This window comes from Ramlibacter sp. (genome assembly GCF_035706265.1).
Lineage (GTDB): Bacteria > Pseudomonadota > Gammaproteobacteria > Burkholderiales > Burkholderiaceae_C > Ramlibacter.
This window is the reverse complement of record NZ_DASSVG010000292.1, coordinates 1-15,000: the sequence shown is the minus strand read 5'-3', so window position 1 is coordinate 15,000 and position 15,000 is coordinate 1. Positions and strand designations below refer to the sequence as shown.

Sequence of the window (15,000 nt, the reverse complement as noted above, 5' to 3'; positions counted from 1 at the left end):
TGCAACACCTTTGATGTCCCTGCAAGCACCTGTAACGCAGCGAACGTGCCGACCGCGCGGGGGACGCGGTTTAAGTCCATGGAACTAGAGTGCGAACCGAACGTGTTTGCATTCGTCTACGTTGTGGGGAAAAAATGCGGCCCCAAGGGTGGGGAAGTTCCCCACCATGGGGTGGGGCAAATCGGCACCAACGGGCCTTGAAGTGCCCTGCAAATCGCGGTGCGGAAGTAGTACTCGCGGCGCGCGATGCAGTGCTTTCGGCCGGCATCGCGGCGGATCGACAACGGCGCCGCCGCACCCTGCGCCTTTCGCGCCTTGCCGTGCGCCGCCCGTCCGGGCCGGCGGGCGGCTCTTGACCGCGGTCAACTAACAAAAAGTTGCATTCCGCATCCTCGCTCCATCTACGGAGGAGTTGCGGAAATGTTCCAGAACCTGCGGGTCTCGCTGAAGCTCGGTCTCGCCTTCGGCCTGTTGGCCCTCCTGACCCTGGCGATGGCCGCCGTCGGCGTGCGCAGCCTGTGGGCCCTCAACCGGAACGTCCAGGACGTCGGCACCCAGCACGCTCCCGGGCTGGTCTACGCCGGCGAGTGGCACGCGCACCTCGAAGGCGGGGCCAAGCACATGCGCGCCTTCTTCCTGGTGCCGGCGGAAGGCCGCAAGGCGGAACTGGACGCCGTGCGGGCCATGCGCGCCGAGAGCGAGCGCCTGCAGGCCAGGCTGGCCCAGGTGGAGCTCAATGTTGCCGGCCAGGGCGCGCTGGCCGCCGTGCAGGAGGCGCAGAAGAAGCATGCCGACCTGGAGACGGCCTTCCTGCAACTCGCCGCGGCGGACCGGCTGGACGAGGCGCGCGACCTGCTCCTGAACCGCATCGCCCCCGGGGAAGCGGACTACAGCCAGCGGCTGGACAAGCTGGTGGACGTGCTGGAAGACGACACCAAGGACGAAGTGCGCGACTCCGGCGCGATCTACGACGCGGGCCTGCAACTGCTGGTGGGTGCCGGACTGCTCTGCGCCGTGCTCGGCGCGACGCTCGGGTGGCTGGTGGGCCGCTCGATCACGGTGCCGATCGGCGAAGCGGTGGCGGCCGCCAAGCGCGTGGCCGACGGCGACCTGCGCTTCGAGGTGCACACCGGCCGCCGCGACGAGCTCGGCCAGCTGCTGCAGTCCCTCGGCGGGATGACGGCGAACCTGCGCCGCCTGGTCGGCGAGGTCGTGGCGGGCGCCCACCTGGTCGCCGACACCAGCACCCAGATCGCCCAGGGCAACGTGGACCTCTCGCAGCGCACCGAGGAGCAGGCCAGCACGCTGGAGGAAACCGCCAGCTCGATGGAGGAGCTCACCACCAGCGTGACGCAGAACGCCGACCACGCGCGCCAGGCGAGCCAGCTCGCCATCGCGGCCTCGGAGGTGGCGCGGCGCGGCGGCGAGGCGGTGGGCGAGGTGGTGCAGACCATGACCGGCATCTCCGGCTCCTCGCGCAAGGTCTCCGAGATCATCGGCGTGATCGACGGCATCGCCTTCCAGACCAACATCCTGGCGCTCAATGCCGCGGTGGAGGCGGCGCGCGCGGGCGAGCAGGGGCGCGGCTTCGCCGTCGTCGCCGCCGAGGTGCGGACGCTCGCGCAGCGCAGTGCCGCGGCCGCCAAGGAAATCAAGACGCTGATCGGCGGCTCGGTGGAGCAGGTGGAGGCCGGCTCGCGCCAGGTGGAGGCGGCCGGGCGCACCATGGACGACATCGTGGTCTCGGTCAAGAAGGTGGCCGACCTGATCGGCGAGATCGCCGCGGCCAGCCACGAACAGAGCTCCGGCATCGAGCAGGTCAATACCGCCGTCACCCAGATGGACCAGGTGGTGCAGCAGAACGCCTCGCTGGTGGAAGAGGCGACGGGCGCCACCGAATCGATGAAGGAACAGGCGGCCGCGCTGCTGGACATGGTCTCGCGCTTCCGCCTCGGCGCCGGCGACGCGCAGGCCGTCCCGCGTGCGCCCGATGCGGTGAGTGCCGTGCCGGCGCCGGCGCGCACGGCGCCCGGTGCGATCGCGTTCAAGCCCGCCGTGGTGGCGACGCCGTCCTTCGCCACCGCCGTGCCGGCCCGCGCGCATGCGGCCAAGGGGGAGTGGAGCACCTTCTGACGCCGGGCGCGGCGCCCGTCAAGCTGGCTTCCCCGCACAGGCCGAAGCACGCGGCCTGAGGCCCTTCCACCGGAGTGGGGAAGGGCCTCGCGTTTTCCCGATGGCACGAAGGTTCGCGCGCGCCGGATAGTGCGGCAGCCCCCTGCATCGCGCACGGGGTGCCCGGCGGCGCTCGCCGCCTCCTGGAGGACGACGCAGCCATGACATCCACCCGACGCAGCCTGCTGGCCCGAGCTTCCACCACCGCCGCCGCCGGCGCGGCCCTGGCCTTCCCGATGGTGGCCCGGGCACAGCAGACCTTCTCCTGGAAGATGACCAGCGCCTACGGCAAGGGCTCGCCCTTCTATATGGAAGGGCCGGGCAGCGCCACGGACCTCGCCGCGCGCATCAACGCCATGTCCGGCGGACGCCTGCGCATCCAGGTCTACGGCGCGGGCGAGCTGATCCCCGCGCTGGAGGGCTTCGACGCCGTGCGCGCCGGCACGGTGGAGATGAACCACGCCAACAGCTATTTCTGGACCGGCAAGACCTTCGCGGCCCAGTACTTCTGCGCCGTGCCCTTCGGCCTGAACTTCCAGGGCATGAACGGCTGGCTGTACGACGGCGGCGGCCAGCAGCTCTGGAACGAGGTGTATGCGCCCTTCGGCATGGTGGCCATGCCCTGCGGCAACACCGGCGTGCAGATGACGGGCTGGTTCAAGAAGGAGATCCGCAACGCCAACGACCTCAAGGGCCTGAAGATGCGCATCCCGGGCCTGGCCGGCCGCGTCTATGCGGCGCTGGGCGTGGACGTGAAGCTGCTGCCCGGCGGCGAGATCTTCCCGGCGCTCGAGCGCGGCGTGATCGACGCCGCCGAATTCGTGGGGCCTTTCCAGGACCGCAAGCTGGGCCTGCACAAGGCCGCCAAGTACTACTACACCACCGGCTGGCACGAGACGGCCACCGTCTCCGAGCTGTTGATCAACAAGGCGGCCTGGGACAAGCTGCCGCGGGACCTGCATGCCGTGGTCGAGAACGCCGCCGCGGCCTGCAACGTGATCAGCGAGGCCTGGTGCCAGCGCACCAATGCGGAGGCCATGGAGGACCTGGTGAAGAACCAGGGCGTGATCGCCCGGCCGCTGCCCGACGAGGTGGTCAAGCGCCTGCACGAGGTCACGAACCAGGTGCTGGCCGAATCCGCCGCCAAGGACCCGCTGACGAAGAAGGTGCACGACTCGTACATGGCGTACAAGCGCAAGTACGAGGCCTGGGCCGGCTACAGCGAAGGCCCGTACCACAACAAGATCCTGGCGGCCTGAGGCCATGACCCGCTACGTCGAAGGCGCGCCGCTCGCCCTTCCCGACAGCGGCGCCGCAGCCGAGGGCTTCGCAGGCGCCATCGACCGCGCCCTCGACGCAGTGGGGCGCGCCTGCGCGTGGCTCACGCTCGCCGTCGTGGTGCTGATGGCGGTGGACGTGCTGCTGCGCTACGCCTTCAGCATCGGCTCGGTGTGGGCGCAGGAGCTCGAATGGCACCTGCTGTCGCCGCTGGTGCTGGCCGGCATGACCTACGCCCTGCAGAAGGGCGACCACGTGCGCGTCGACATCTTCTATGCGAAGTATTCGCCGCGCACGCAGGCCCTGGTGGACCTGTTCTCGGCGCTGCTGGCGATGGCCTTCGCGGTGCTGGTGATCCGCTACTCGGTGCACTTCGTGGCGCAGTCGTATGCCGTCGACGAGATCTCGTCCGATCCCGGCGGGCTCACCCACCGCTGGCTGCTCAAGGCGCTGATCCCCGCCGGCTTCGCGCTGTTCGGCCTGCAGGCGGCGGCGCAGGGCATCCGCGCCTTCCTGCGCTGGAAGAGGGCGGCATGAGCGGCAACGAACTGCTGGCGATCAGCCTGCTGATCGGCTTCTTCGGCCTGCTGATGCTCGGCGTGCCGGTGGGCATCACGCTGGCCGCGAGCGGCTTCTTCTTCGGCTTCCTGGGCTTCGGCGAGTCGCTGTTCAACCTGCTGCCGGCGCGCATCTACGGCGTGGTCTCCAACTACCAGTGGCTGGCGATCCCGCTGTTCGTGTTCATGGGCGTGATGCTGGAGAAGTCCCGCCTGGCCGAAGACCTGCTGGACGTGATCGGCCACCTCGCCGGCGGCCTGCAGGGCGGCATGGCGCTGGGCATCATCCTGGTGGGCGTGCTGATGGGCGCCACCACCGGCATCGTCGGTGCCACCGTCATCACGCTGGGCCTGCTCACGCTGCCGACGCTGCTGCGCCGCGGCTACGACCCCGGCATCTCCTGCGGCGCCATCTGCGCCTCGGGCACGCTGGGGCAGATCATCCCGCCCAGCCTGGTGCTGATCCTGCTGTCCGACATCATGCAGCTCTCGGTCGGCACCCTGTTCGCGGCCGCGGTGATGCCCGGCCTGCTGCTGGCGGGCCTCTATATCCTGTGGATCGTGTTCAACGGCCTGGTGCGTCCCGGCACGATGCCGCCGGTGCCGCGCACCGAGCGCGAGGCGCTGGCGCGCCGCGAGCTGTGGGCACGCGTGTTCAAGGTGGCCCTGCCGCCGCTCGCGCTGGTGCTGGCGGTGCTCGGTTCCATCATCGCCGGCGTCGCGGCGCCGACCGAAGCGGCTTCGATGGGCGCGCTGGGTTCCATCGTCGTGGTGGCCGCGGCCCGGCGCCTGACCATGCAGGTGCTGCGCGAGGTGATGCGAAGCACCCTGCGCACCTCCGCGATGGTGCTGTTCATCCTGATCTGCTCGCAGGTGTTCAGCCTCGCCTTCCGCGGCCTGCAGGGCGAGCTGCTGATCGAGGACCTGTTCAAGCTGCTGCCAGGGGGCACCAGCACGGCGGTCTGGTTCCTGATGGCGCTGATCTTCGTCCTCGGCTTCTTCATCGAGTGGATCGAGATCAGCTACATCGCCGTGCCGCTGTTCCTGCCGATCTTCGCCGCGGCGGGCGTGGACATGGTGTGGCTCGCCATGCTGATCACGGTGAACCTGCAGTCCTCCTTCCTCACGCCGCCCTTCGGCTGGGCGCTGTTCTTCCTGCGCGGGGTGGCGCCGCCGGAAATCACCACGCGGCACATCTACACCGGCATCGTCCCCTTCGTGGGCCTGCAGCTGCTCGGGATCGTGCTGGTGTTCCTGTTCCCGTCCATCGCGACCTGGCTGCCCAAGGCGATCGGCTGGTAGGCCAGGCTGGCCCGGAAACTGCTACATGGAATGCACAGGCCGAGGGCACGCGGCCTGTGCAAGTTGTCTCCTCCACCTTGGGGATGGTGGTTGGCCCCGGGCTGCACAAGGCCCGGGGCCTGTTTCCCGGCCGCAGGCCCATACTGCGCGCCATGGGCGGTCCTGCGCTCGCCAACACCGAACACCGCTACGGCTGGATCGCCATCGTCCTGCACTGGTCGATGGCGGCGCTGCTGCTCGGCCTGGTGGTGCTGGGCATCTACATGGTGCGGCTCCCCGATGTCGGGTACGACCGCGAGAAGATCACCCTGATCCTCGCCCACAAGGCCTTGGGCATGATCGCGCTGGCGGCGGTGGTGGCGCGCCTGGCCTGGCGCCTGACGAATGCGTTGCCCCGTTTTGTTGATGGGCTGGCGGAATGGGAGCAGGTGAGCGCTCTCTTCGTCCATATGTGGCTCTATGCCTTGATGTTCGCGCTGCCGGTGACGGGTTGGCTGATGTCTTCCGCGGGCGGCTATCCCACGCCGGTCTTTTCCTGGTTCAACGCGCCCGACCTGATCGCGGTCAACGAGCACCTGTTCCAGGCCCTCATCGACGTGCACCGCTGGCTCGGATACGCATTCGCGGCGATCATCGCGCTGCATTCCGCCGCGGCACTGCGCCACCACGTGGCGCTGAAAGACGACACCCTGCGCAAGATGCTTCCCGGAGCCTGACGGCGCCCGCCGGGCGATGGCGGGCTGCAAGGAACCGGCACCTATACTGGTCTTTAGTTCGCTGCAGGAGCAGGCGCTGCCGCGCGAGCGAGAACACGAATGCTGGACGGAAAACAGGTGCTGATCGTGGAGGACGACGCCGTCACGGCGATCGTCCTGCAGGGCATGCTGCTCAAGCTCGGTGCGGCCGCCGTGGTGCGGCAGGGCGCCGGGTCCGCGTGGCAGGCCCTGTGCGCGCAGCGCTTCGACCTGGTGTTCGTCGACCTGTGCCTCGGCACGGGGGAAGGCGAGGCCCTGCTGCGGCGGCTGCGCGCCGGCACGGAGGCGGATCCGCCTGCGCCCGCGCCCGATGCGCGGACCCCGGTGGTGGCGATCACCGGCCGGCACGACCTCGATGCCCGCGTGCGCCTGCTCGATGCCGGCGCCGACCAGTTCGTCCACATGCCCTTCGACCTGCGCGAGCTGCAGGAGCTGGTGCACGCGGTCTTCCGCCGCCGCGCGCTGGCCGGCCCGCAGCAGTTCGCGCTCGATCCGGTGCAACGCGCCTGCCATTACCGCGGCCGCTTGGTGGCGCTCACGCGCGCGGAGTTCGACATCCTGCTGTGCCTCGCGCGCTCCTGGCCCCAGACCGTGCCCGCGGGCGGGCTGCTGAAGGACGCAGGCGAGGGCGCGCCCCCGGGCCTCACCGCCTTGCACGTGGACATCCACCACCTGCGCCAGAAGCTGGACGTGGGCACGATCGAGACCGTGCGCGACGTGGGCTACCGCCTCACCGACGCGCAGCTCGCCGATTCCGACGCCCCGCGGCGGCTCGGGGCGTAGGCGCTCTCCACGCCGTCAGCGCGCCTGTTCCAGCACGAACGCGGCCAGCTCGCGCAATACCTGCGCCATCGCCTCGTTGGCCGCGCGCACCCCGCCCGCGGGCGAAGCTTCGGCCATCGGCCTCTCCACCTCGAACTGGCGCGCGGCCACCGTGCGGCGCGCCAAGTCGGTCACCTGCGCGTGCAGCACCAGCCGCAGCACCGGCGGCTGGCGGTCGAAATCCTGCAACAGTTCCAGCACTTCGACCTGCAGCGACTGCGTGTACGCACCGGAAAGGGGCGGCACCAGCACCGCCTCGAAGCGGCCACTCGCCGCCAGGGCGCGCACCAGCAGCGGCTGCAGCATCTGCGGCGGCGACTCCGCCCATTCGTTGCGGCTGTAGTACGCGATGTGGTGCGGCCGCAGGCTGTAGGCCATGCGCGGCGTGTCGTAGGCCGGCCGCGCCTGCGGCGTGAGCACCAGCAGCGTGAGCGGCGCGCGCGCCGCGTGCGGCAGGTCGGCCGGCAGCTGGTCGATCAGCGAGGTGGTGACCTGCGGCTCGGGAACGGGCAGCGCGCAGCCGGCCAGCAGCGCCGCCGCGCCCAGCTGCAGCAACGTGCGCCGCAGGCGCCGCGTCATTGCGCCTCGCCCGGGCCGGCCGGCTCGGGGCGGGCGCCGCGCCACAGCACCGAGGGATTGCGGCGGATGCGCAGCGCGGTGTCGTCCAGGGTGTTCGAGAGGTGCTCCATGCGCGCCAATGTACGCTGGGCCTCGGGCAGCAGCTGCAGTTGCAGCGCGCGCACCGTCTCGTTGCCCGATTGCAGCAGCGGCTCGAGCTGCGTGCTGGCGCGTTCCGTGTGGTCCAGGATGGAGCCCATGCGCTCGCGCGCCGCGCCGGAGAGCTCGTCGAGGCGCACCAGCGTCTGCTGCGCCTCGGGCAGGATGCGCTTCTGCAGGGACTGCAGCACGGCGTCGCTCTGCTGCAGCAGCGGCTGCATGCGCACGCTGGCCCGCTCCGCGTTGGCGAGGAAGGTCTCGATGCGCTGGTTGTTGGCGGCCAGCGTGCGCGTGACCTGCTCCAGGCTGGCGATCGATTGCTTCAGCGAGGCGACGGTGCGCTGGTCCAGCAGGCCCTCCAGCGTGGCGGTCACGCGCTGCACGCTGGCGTTGAGTTCGCCGAAGGAGGTGTCGAGGCTCGTCGTCTGTGCGGGCGCGCTGGCGATCACGGGATGGCCGCCGTCCTTGGGCACGGCAAGGGGGCCGCCCGGCCCGGCGCCGTCCTCCAGGCTCACGTAGACATAGCCCGTGAAGCCGCGGCTGGCGAGGCCGCGCCCGGTGACCGTGGCCACGGTGGCCGTGCTGACCGGGGCTTCCTTGCGCACCGAAAGCAGCACGCGCACGCTGCGCGGGCCGGCGAGTTGCACCTCGCGCACCTGGCCGACCTCGACGCCGTGGAACTCCACCGGCGCACCGGGCAGCAGGCCCGAGACCGGGTCGCGCGAGCGGATCTCGTAGGTGGCGTAGCGACCCGCGGTGAGCGCGTACGCCACCGCGCCGGCGGCGGCAAGAACGACGACGGAGAGCGCGAACGCCCACCTCGCTCTGGATGTTGCACCCATGGTGTTCTCCCGGCTGTGCGCCTGCGCGATGGAGCCCGGCCGGCACACTTTGGTTCCCGTGCCGGCGCGCCTACACTGGGCCGATGCAGACCGCTTCACCCGCCCCCTGGAGCGACGCGGACCGCGTCGAGGTGCTCCTGTTCGACGTCTTCGGCACCGTGGTCGACTGGCACGGCTCGATCGTGCGCGAGATGGCGCACGACCATCCGCAGGTGGACGGTGCCGCTTTCGCGCGGGCCTGGCGCGCCGGCTACCAGCCCGCGATGGCGCGGGTGCGCTCGGGCGAACTGGGCTGGACGCGGATCGACGACCTGCACCGCATGATCCTCGATCGCATCCTGCCGGACTTCGGCCTGGCGCACCTGGACGAGGCGGCGCGCGCGCAACTCAATCGCGTGTGGCACCGGCTCGCCCCCTGGCCTGACGCAGTGGAAGGCCTGCGGCGGCTCAAGGGCAAATACATCTGCTGCACCTTGTCCAACGGCAACCTGGGCCTGCTGGCGCGCATGGCCAGACATGGCGGCCTGCCCTGGGACTGCATCCTCTCGGCCGAGGTGTTCCACGCCTACAAGCCCGACCCGGCCACCTATCTCGGCGCGGCCAGCGTGTTCGACGTGCCGCCCGAGCGCGCGATGCTGGTGGCCGCCCACCACGACGACCTGGCCGCCGCCCGCGCCTGCGGCCTGCGCACCGCGTATGTCGAGCGGCCCTTCGAGTTCGGCCGCGACCAGCCCAAGGACGTGGCGGCGCGGCCGGGGAACGACCTGCACAGCCGCGACCTGCTGGACCTGGCGGACCAGCTCGGCTGCCCCGCCGCCGTGTAGTCAGGCACTGACAACCGCCGGCGCACCCGGACTAGGCACGGCCGCGCAGGCTGCCTAGCCCGCCCGTGGCCTTCCGCGCGCACCATGGCCTCGGAAAGGACAAGCGATGCCGGAAGACCGTACCCCCATCGACCACGGGCTGGCGCATCCGCAACCGGAGCGCGGCCGCATCCCGCAACCGAAGCCGAAGGCGGACGAGGACCTGCGCGAGCTGGTGCCCGACCAGCCCACGCACGAAGAGAAGAAGCAGCCCGGCGTGGGCGGCCACACGAACTTCGTGCAGACGCCGGATTGAGGAGGCCGCCATGGTGATGTTCAAGGCGAAGTTCAAGCCGCTGGCCTCCGACAAGCCGACCGCGTCCGACCAGCCGCGGGGTTCCGGCAAGGCGACGGGCTCCGGCAAGCCGGGGATGCAGCAGGCGCAGCAGCCCCAGCCGGTCCCGCCCATGCCCAAGCCGCAGCAGCAGGACGACAAGCCGCCCCCGATCGAGAAGGAACGCGGCCCGCAGTACCCGGTGAAGGAACCGGGGCCGAAACACGAGCCGGAACGCGTGCGCTAGTCGCGCGTGACGCGCAGGACTTCTTCGCGCGAGGTGATCCCTTCGCGGATCAGCCGTTCGCCATCCTGGCGCATCAGGCGCATGCCGTTCGCGAGCGCCGCATCGCGCGTCGCCGCTTCGCCCGCCCGCGTATGGATCAGCGCGCGGATCCTGTCGTCGGCCGTCATCAGCTCGAAGATGCCGGTGCGTCCCTGGTAGCCCGTGTAGCCGCAGTGCTGGCAGCCTTTCGCAGTGCCATCCTGCTTGCAATGCGGGCACAGCTTGCGCACCAGCCGCTGCGCGAGCACGCCCAGCAACGAGGAGCTGAGGAGGAAGGGCTCGACGCCCATGTCGGTCAGCCGCGTCACGGCACTGGCCGCGTCGTTGGTGTGCAGGGTGGCGAGCACCAGGTGGCCGGTCAGCGAGGCCTGGATCGCGATCTGCGCCGTCTCGTAGTCGCGGATCTCGCCGATCATGATCACGTCCGGGTCCTGCCGCAGGATGGCGCGCAGGGCCTTGGCGAAATCGAGGTCGATCTTGGGGTTGACCTGGGTCTGGCCGATGCCGGGCAGCTCGTACTCGATCGGGTCTTCCACCGTCATGATGTTGCTGGTGGAAGCGTCCAGGCGGCTGAGTGCCGCGTACAGCGTGGTGGTCTTGCCCGAGCCGGTGGGGCCGGTCACCAGGATGATCCCGTGCGGCTGCTCGATCAGGTGCAGGAAGCGCTGCAGCGTCTCGCCCGTCATGCCGACGGATTCCAGGCTGATGCGCGTCTCGCTCTTGTCCAGCAAGCGCAGCACGGCGCGCTCGCCGTGCGCGCTGGGGATGGTGGAGACGCGCACGTCCACCGCCCGCGTGCCGATGCGCAGCGAGATGCGGCCGTCCTGCGGCAGGCGTTTCTCCGCGATGTCCAGTTCCGCCATGATCTTCAGGCGCGAGATCAGCGCGGCGTGCAGCGCGCGATTGGGCTGCACCACCTCGCGCAGCGCGCCGTCGACGCGGAAGCGCACCGAGGAGTGCCGCTCGTAGGGCTCGATGTGGATGTCGCTCGCGCCGTCGCGCGCGGCCTGCGTGAGCAGCGCGTTGAGCATGCGGATGATCGGCGCGTCGTCGCTCGCCTCCAGCAGGTCCTCCACCGCGGGCAGCTCCTGCATCATGCGGGTGAGGTCGGCGTCGTTCTGCACTTCGCTCACCACGGTGGCGGCGCTCGATTCGCCCTGGGCGTAGGCGGCGCTGATGCGCTGGGCGAGCTCGTTCGCATCGAGCTGTTCCAGCTTGCGCACCGGGTACTTGCGCAGCACCTCGGTCCACGCCGGCTGGGCCGGGCCCGCGTGCCACAGCACGAACTGGTGGCCGTCGTCCTCCAGCAGCAGCTGCTGGCTGCGCGCGAAGGCGTAGGGCAGGGGGTACCGCATCAACAGGCCTTCAGCGCGCGCTGGGCGCGGTGGTGGCGGGCGGCGCCGTGAGCGGCGACCAGGGGCTGAGCCCCGGCGGCACCGGCTTCAGCGGCTCGGGCACGATGGGCGCGCCCTCCACGCCCTTGAGCAATCCGCTCGGAGCGGGCTGCGTGTTCTGCTGCTTGGTGCGCATCAGGTCGTAGCGATCGAGCGAGAGCGCGTCGCTGTCGGTCTGGTCGCGCACCACCACGGGCCGCAGGAACACCATCAGGTTGCTCTTGGTGCGGCTGCGCGCCTCGCTGCGGAACAGGTTGCCCAGCACGGGCACGTCGCCGAGCCCGGGCACCTTTTCCTGGTTGTTGCCGTACTGGTCCTGCAGCAGGCCGCCGATCACAATGATCTGGCCGTCGTCCACCAGCACGTTGGTCTCGATCGTGCGCTTGGTGGTGGTGGGGCCGTTCGGGTCCGAGCGGGTGTTCTGGTCGACGCTGGAGGTTTCCTGGTAGATCGTCAGGCGCACCGTGCCGTTGTCGGCGATCTGCGGCTTCACGCGCAGCGTGAGGCCCACGTCCTTGCGCTCGATGGTCTGGAACGGATTGACCGTGTTGCCCGAGGCGCCGGTGTTGGTGAACTGGCCGGTGACGAAGGGCACGTTGGATCCGACGACGATCTTCGCCTCCTCGTTGTCCAGCGTCAGCAGGTTGGGCGTGGACAGCACGTTGGCGTCACCGCTGCGCTCGAAGAAGCGCGCCAGCGCGCTCAGCACGATGCGGCCGTCGATGTTGCGCGCCACCCCGATGTTGAAGCCGGTCGCCGGCGGAACGAACGAGGTGCCGCCGTTCTGGGTGGCGAGGCTGAAGATGTTCTGGCCGGCGACCGAGGCGCTGAAGTTGCTGCCCAGGAAGCCGATCACGCTGCTGTTGCCGTTGCCGAGGATGTTCTGCCACTGGATGCCGAACTCGGCCGCCTTGTCGTTGTTCACTTCGACGATCAGGCTTTCCACCAGCACCTGGGCGCGCCGGCCATCGAGCTGGTCGATCACGGCGCGCAGCTGGCGGTACTGCGGCTCGGGCGCGGTGATGATCAGCGAGTTGGTGGCCGGGTCCGCCTGCACCTGGCCGCCGGTGGAGGGCTGGGCCGAGGGCGTGATCGGGATGTTGGCCGCGCTGGTGCCCGTGGCGCTACCGGCGCCGGTGAGGCCGGCGGTCACGTTGGGCGGGGTCGCCGGCGAGGCGGCGGCCGCCACGGCGCTGACGCCGGCGCCCGTGCCCGTGGTGCTGGCGATGGCCGCGCGCAGGATCTGCGCCAGCTTGGTCGCGTCGGCGTTGCGCAGGTAGACCACGTGGATGTTGCCCGCCGCGCCCACGCCGGCGGGGCCGGGCACGTCCAGCCGCGCGACCACCGAGCGCACCAGGTTCAGGCGCGCCGGGTTGGCCGCCCGCACGATCAGCGAGTTGCTGCGCGGCTCCGCCACGACCGTGGTGCGCGCGGACGTGTCGACCTGCCCCTGGCCGGCGGCGGGCGCGCCGCCGGGGGAGGCATCCACCAGCCGCTGCACCACCGGCGCGAGGTCCACCGCCAGCGCATGCTGCAGGTTGATCACTTCCACGTCGGTGGAATTGGGGATGTCCAGCGCGCCGATGATGCGGGCCAGGCGCTGCAGGTTGTCGGCGTAGTCCGTGATCACCAGCGAGTTGTTGCCGGGGTTCACGTTGATCGTGTTGTTGGGGCTGATCAGGGGCCGCAGGATCGGCACCAGGTTGCCGGCGCTCTCGTAGTTGAGGCGGAAGATCTGGGTGACGATCTGGTTGCCGGCAATGCCGCCGTCCACGATCACCTGGCCGCCCTGCAGCTTGGCCTCGGCCTCGGGCACCACCTTCAGCAGGCCGCCGGATTCCACCACCGTGAAGCCCGAGAGCCGCAGCGTCGCGACGAACTGGTTGAAGGCGGCCTGCGGCGGCACCGGCCGCTCGGTGGACAGCGTCATCGTGCCCTTCACCCGCGGGTCGACCACGATGTTGCGCCCGGTGATGGCGGCCATCGTGCGCGCCACCGCCTCGATATCGGCATTGACGAAGTTCAGCGTGACCGGCTCGTTGGCGCGCTGCGCGTACAGCACGCCGGGCGCGCTGTACAGCAGCAGCACCGCTGCGATCGAGGCGAGGGCGGATCGGAAATTCATGACTAAGGCTTCTGGCTTGCTAGCCGATCGAGATGAGCGAACGGACGCCGCTGCGCCGCCCGATGATGTTCAGGAGGTTGGAGAGCGCGGCCTCGCGCTCGGGCGCGGCGCTGGCTTCCCCCCGGAAATGCAGCCGCTCGCCCACCCATTGCCCGGTGCCGGACAGCTGCAGGCTGCCCTCCAGGGTCTCGAGCCGCAGGGTGGCGGGCGTGCCGCCTTGCACGGTGATGCGGTAGCTGCCCATGGGCCTCAATGTGGACAGGCGCGACGTGACGCGCAGCGCCACCAGCTCGGCCCGCCCGGCGATCGCCGGACGGCCCTCGACCCATTCTACTGAAAGGCCCTGCGTGGCCAGCCGCAGATCGCCCTCGAACTGCAAGGTGTTCCAGGGCGTGCCCAGGCCCGCCGTCACGCTGGCGGGCCATTGCGAGCTGGCGTCGCCCACGTCCACCGCGAGGCCGCCCCAGCGCCAGCGCGCCCGCACGGGAATCGGCTGCGGCGTGCAGCATTCGGCGCGTAGCGCCGCCGCCACGCCGTTGAAGCGCGGGTGCAGCGTCCAGGCCACGCGCCCGGGCAGGGCGGCGGAGTCGGTGCTGCCCGGGCCGCCGGTGAGGATCACGCGGGCCGAGCCTTGCCACACCGTGCCGCGGGCGTCGGCCAGCAGCACGTGCTCGCCGGACAGGCGTTCGACGGCGCCGGCGAGCCAGCGGGCCGGCGCGAAGAGGATCACGGCCAGCACCAGGCCCAGGGCGGCGCCGGCCCAGGCCCAGGCCCAGGGCACTTCGCGGACGGAACGCTTCGCTCGCGCCACGCGGCTACCGCGCCGGCAGGGTGACCACCAGCGTGCCGTCCCAGCCGCCGGAGGCGTTGTGCGCGAGCCTCGCCTCGCCGGGCAGCGCCCGGGCGTTGCTGCGCACCTGCGTGAGCCAGCGCGCCAGCCCTTCGGGCGGCGTGTTCAGCAGGGTGACGGTGACGCGCTCGCCGGCGATGGTGTAGCGCGCCGTCGTCCCCAGGTGGTCGCGGATCGCGGCCTCGAGCTGCCGCACGGCCTCGTCGCGGCCCTGGCGCGGCTGCGACTGCATGGCCTGTGCCTGCGCCTGCAGGCGGCGCATCTGCTGCAGCTGCGCGTCGAGCGCGCGGTGCTGGGCTTCCGCCTCACGCAGCGTGCCGATGGCGGGGCCGAGCGCGATCCACCAGAGCAGGGCCAGCGCCACCACGGCCGCCGCGGCGCCGACCAGCGCCTGCTCGCGCGGGGCGAGCGCCGACCAGCGCTGGCGCAAGGGCTGCATGTTCATCGCGTGTCCTCCGCCGCGATCGCGATCGTGTTGCCGTCGGCGCTGGCCACGTAGCCCAGGTTCTTCAGGCTGGCGGCGAGGGTGCCGAATTCCGCCGGCGAGAGCGTCAGGCCGCCGGCGCGCAATTCGCCGTTGCTGTAGGACAGCGAGGCCGGCACGCGCCCTTGGGGCAAGGTGGCGGCGAGCGCGCCGAGCACCGCATCGAGGTCGCGCGCCGAGGCCACGCCGGTCTGCTGGCGCAGCGCGGCGACCTCGCGCTCCATCTGCACCGGCGCGTCGACCACCACCTTCACCTGCGGGAAGGTGTCGGTGAGCGTC

The 15,000-nt window shown here is 70.8% G+C and carries 15 protein-coding genes and 1 pseudogene; 9 read left to right on the top strand and 7 right to left on the bottom strand.

Features of this window, described 5'->3' with window-relative positions:
* Positions 1–420: 420 nt before the first annotated feature.
* The 6 genes from VFM98_RS10770 to VFM98_RS10745 all read left to right on the top strand — a co-directional run bounded on the left by VFM98_RS10770 (position 421) and on the right by VFM98_RS10745 (position 6,847).
* Positions 421–2,133, top strand: a complete 1,713-nt coding sequence (locus VFM98_RS10770) for a methyl-accepting chemotaxis protein (protein WP_325109924.1) — start codon at positions 421–423, stop codon at positions 2,131–2,133.
* Positions 2,134–2,333: 200 nt separating this feature from the next.
* Entirely contained in the window at positions 2,334–3,431 is a 1,098-nt protein-coding gene (locus VFM98_RS10765) for a TRAP transporter substrate-binding protein DctP (protein WP_325109923.1), read from the top strand.
* A 4-nt stretch (positions 3,432–3,435) separates the two neighbouring features.
* The gene (locus tag VFM98_RS10760) at positions 3,436–3,987 is read left to right on the top strand and encodes a TRAP transporter small permease subunit (RefSeq protein WP_325109921.1); all 552 of its coding nucleotides are present in this window, start codon (positions 3,436–3,438) and stop codon (positions 3,985–3,987) included.
* Positions 3,984–5,309, top strand: coding sequence for a TRAP transporter large permease subunit (locus tag VFM98_RS10755; RefSeq protein WP_325109920.1), 1,326 nt, complete (start codon positions 3,984–3,986; stop codon positions 5,307–5,309). The genes VFM98_RS10760 and VFM98_RS10755 overlap by 4 nt, the downstream gene beginning before the upstream one ends.
* A gap of 152 nt (positions 5,310–5,461) precedes the next feature.
* Positions 5,462–6,025 carry a cytochrome b gene (locus VFM98_RS10750; RefSeq protein WP_325109919.1) on the top strand — a complete coding sequence of 188 codons (564 nt, stop codon included), beginning with the start codon at positions 5,462–5,464 and terminating at the stop codon, positions 6,023–6,025.
* A 99-nt stretch (positions 6,026–6,124) separates the two neighbouring features.
* Complete coding sequence (locus VFM98_RS10745) at positions 6,125–6,847, top strand: response regulator transcription factor (RefSeq protein ID WP_325109918.1); 723 nt, start codon at positions 6,125–6,127, stop codon at positions 6,845–6,847.
* Between the two features lie 15 nt (positions 6,848–6,862).
* Here the strand turns inward: VFM98_RS10745 and VFM98_RS10740 are convergent, their stop codons facing one another.
* Together VFM98_RS10740 and VFM98_RS10735 are read right to left on the bottom strand one after the other, a co-directional pair.
* Entirely contained in the window at positions 6,863–7,465 is a 603-nt protein-coding gene (locus tag VFM98_RS10740) for an ABC-type transport auxiliary lipoprotein family protein (protein WP_325109917.1), read from the bottom strand.
* Entirely contained in the window at positions 7,462–8,445 is a 984-nt protein-coding gene (locus VFM98_RS10735; RefSeq protein WP_325109916.1) for an MlaD family protein, read from the bottom strand. The genes VFM98_RS10740 and VFM98_RS10735 overlap by 4 nt, the downstream gene beginning before the upstream one ends.
* Before the next feature lie 83 nt (positions 8,446–8,528).
* Here VFM98_RS10735 and VFM98_RS10730 point away from each other — a divergent pair, with 83 nt between their 5' ends.
* The 3 genes from VFM98_RS10730 to VFM98_RS10720 all read left to right on the top strand — a co-directional run bounded on the left by VFM98_RS10730 (position 8,529) and on the right by VFM98_RS10720 (position 9,829).
* A complete protein-coding gene (locus tag VFM98_RS10730; protein WP_325109915.1) occupies positions 8,529–9,269 on the top strand; it encodes a haloacid dehalogenase type II in 741 nt (246 codons plus the stop codon).
* Positions 9,270–9,375: 106 nt separating this feature from the next.
* Positions 9,376–9,564, top strand: coding sequence for a hypothetical protein (locus VFM98_RS10725; protein ID WP_325109914.1), 189 nt, complete (start codon positions 9,376–9,378; stop codon positions 9,562–9,564).
* A 10-nt stretch (positions 9,565–9,574) separates the two neighbouring features.
* Complete coding sequence (locus tag VFM98_RS10720; protein ID WP_325109913.1) at positions 9,575–9,829, top strand: hypothetical protein; 255 nt, start codon at positions 9,575–9,577, stop codon at positions 9,827–9,829.
* On the opposite strand, the gene gspE is transcribed toward VFM98_RS10720, so the two are convergent.
* From gspE to VFM98_RS10695, 5 genes and pseudogenes are all read right to left on the bottom strand, one after another.
* Positions 9,826–11,223 (bottom strand): type II secretion system ATPase GspE, encoded by a 1,398-nt coding sequence (gene gspE / locus VFM98_RS10715; RefSeq protein ID WP_325109912.1) that lies wholly within the window; start codon positions 11,221–11,223, stop codon positions 9,826–9,828. The genes VFM98_RS10720 and gspE overlap by 4 nt on opposite strands.
* Before the next feature lie 10 nt (positions 11,224–11,233).
* Positions 11,234–13,387, bottom strand: a complete 2,154-nt coding sequence (gene gspD, locus VFM98_RS10710; protein ID WP_325109911.1) for a type II secretion system secretin GspD — start codon at positions 13,385–13,387, stop codon at positions 11,234–11,236.
* A gap of 19 nt (positions 13,388–13,406) precedes the next feature.
* Positions 13,407–14,198 (bottom strand): type II secretion system protein N, encoded by a 792-nt coding sequence (gspN, locus tag VFM98_RS10705; RefSeq protein WP_325109910.1) that lies wholly within the window; start codon positions 14,196–14,198, stop codon positions 13,407–13,409.
* A 4-nt stretch (positions 14,199–14,202) separates the two neighbouring features.
* Positions 14,203–14,682, bottom strand: coding sequence for a type II secretion system protein GspM (gene gspM / locus VFM98_RS10700; protein WP_325109909.1), 480 nt, complete (start codon positions 14,680–14,682; stop codon positions 14,203–14,205).
* Positions 14,679–15,000: pseudogene (locus VFM98_RS10695) on the bottom strand (type II secretion system protein GspL); the annotation flags it as partial. The pseudogene VFM98_RS10695 and the gene gspM, both read right to left, overlap by 4 nt.

What these genes read in the sequence shown, in the direction of transcription:
- VFM98_RS10730 (WP_325109915.1), top strand. Translation starts at nt 8,529, where the DNA reads ATGCAGACCGCTTCACCCGCCCCCTGGAGCGACGCGGACCGCGTCGAG.
- gspM (WP_325109909.1), bottom strand. Translation starts at nt 14,682, where the DNA reads ATGAACATGCAGCCCTTGCGCCAGCGCTGGTCGGCGCTCGCCCCGCGC.
- VFM98_RS10720 (WP_325109913.1), top strand. Translation starts at nt 9,575, where the DNA reads ATGGTGATGTTCAAGGCGAAGTTCAAGCCGCTGGCCTCCGACAAGCCG.
- VFM98_RS10770 (WP_325109924.1), top strand. Translation starts at nt 421, where the DNA reads ATGTTCCAGAACCTGCGGGTCTCGCTGAAGCTCGGTCTCGCCTTCGGC.
- gspD (WP_325109911.1), bottom strand. Translation starts at nt 13,387, where the DNA reads ATGAATTTCCGATCCGCCCTCGCCTCGATCGCAGCGGTGCTGCTGCTG.
- VFM98_RS10750 (WP_325109919.1), top strand. Translation starts at nt 5,462, where the DNA reads ATGGGCGGTCCTGCGCTCGCCAACACCGAACACCGCTACGGCTGGATC.
- VFM98_RS10725 (WP_325109914.1), top strand. Translation starts at nt 9,376, where the DNA reads ATGCCGGAAGACCGTACCCCCATCGACCACGGGCTGGCGCATCCGCAA.
- VFM98_RS10735 (WP_325109916.1), bottom strand. Translation starts at nt 8,445, where the DNA reads ATGGGTGCAACATCCAGAGCGAGGTGGGCGTTCGCGCTCTCCGTCGTC.
- VFM98_RS10740 (WP_325109917.1), bottom strand. Translation starts at nt 7,465, where the DNA reads ATGACGCGGCGCCTGCGGCGCACGTTGCTGCAGCTGGGCGCGGCGGCG.
- VFM98_RS10760 (WP_325109921.1), top strand. Translation starts at nt 3,436, where the DNA reads ATGACCCGCTACGTCGAAGGCGCGCCGCTCGCCCTTCCCGACAGCGGC.
- VFM98_RS10765 (WP_325109923.1), top strand. Translation starts at nt 2,334, where the DNA reads ATGACATCCACCCGACGCAGCCTGCTGGCCCGAGCTTCCACCACCGCC.
- VFM98_RS10745 (WP_325109918.1), top strand. Translation starts at nt 6,125, where the DNA reads ATGCTGGACGGAAAACAGGTGCTGATCGTGGAGGACGACGCCGTCACG.
- gspE (WP_325109912.1), bottom strand. Translation starts at nt 11,223, where the DNA reads ATGCGGTACCCCCTGCCCTACGCCTTCGCGCGCAGCCAGCAGCTGCTG.
- VFM98_RS10755 (WP_325109920.1), top strand. Translation starts at nt 3,984, where the DNA reads ATGAGCGGCAACGAACTGCTGGCGATCAGCCTGCTGATCGGCTTCTTC.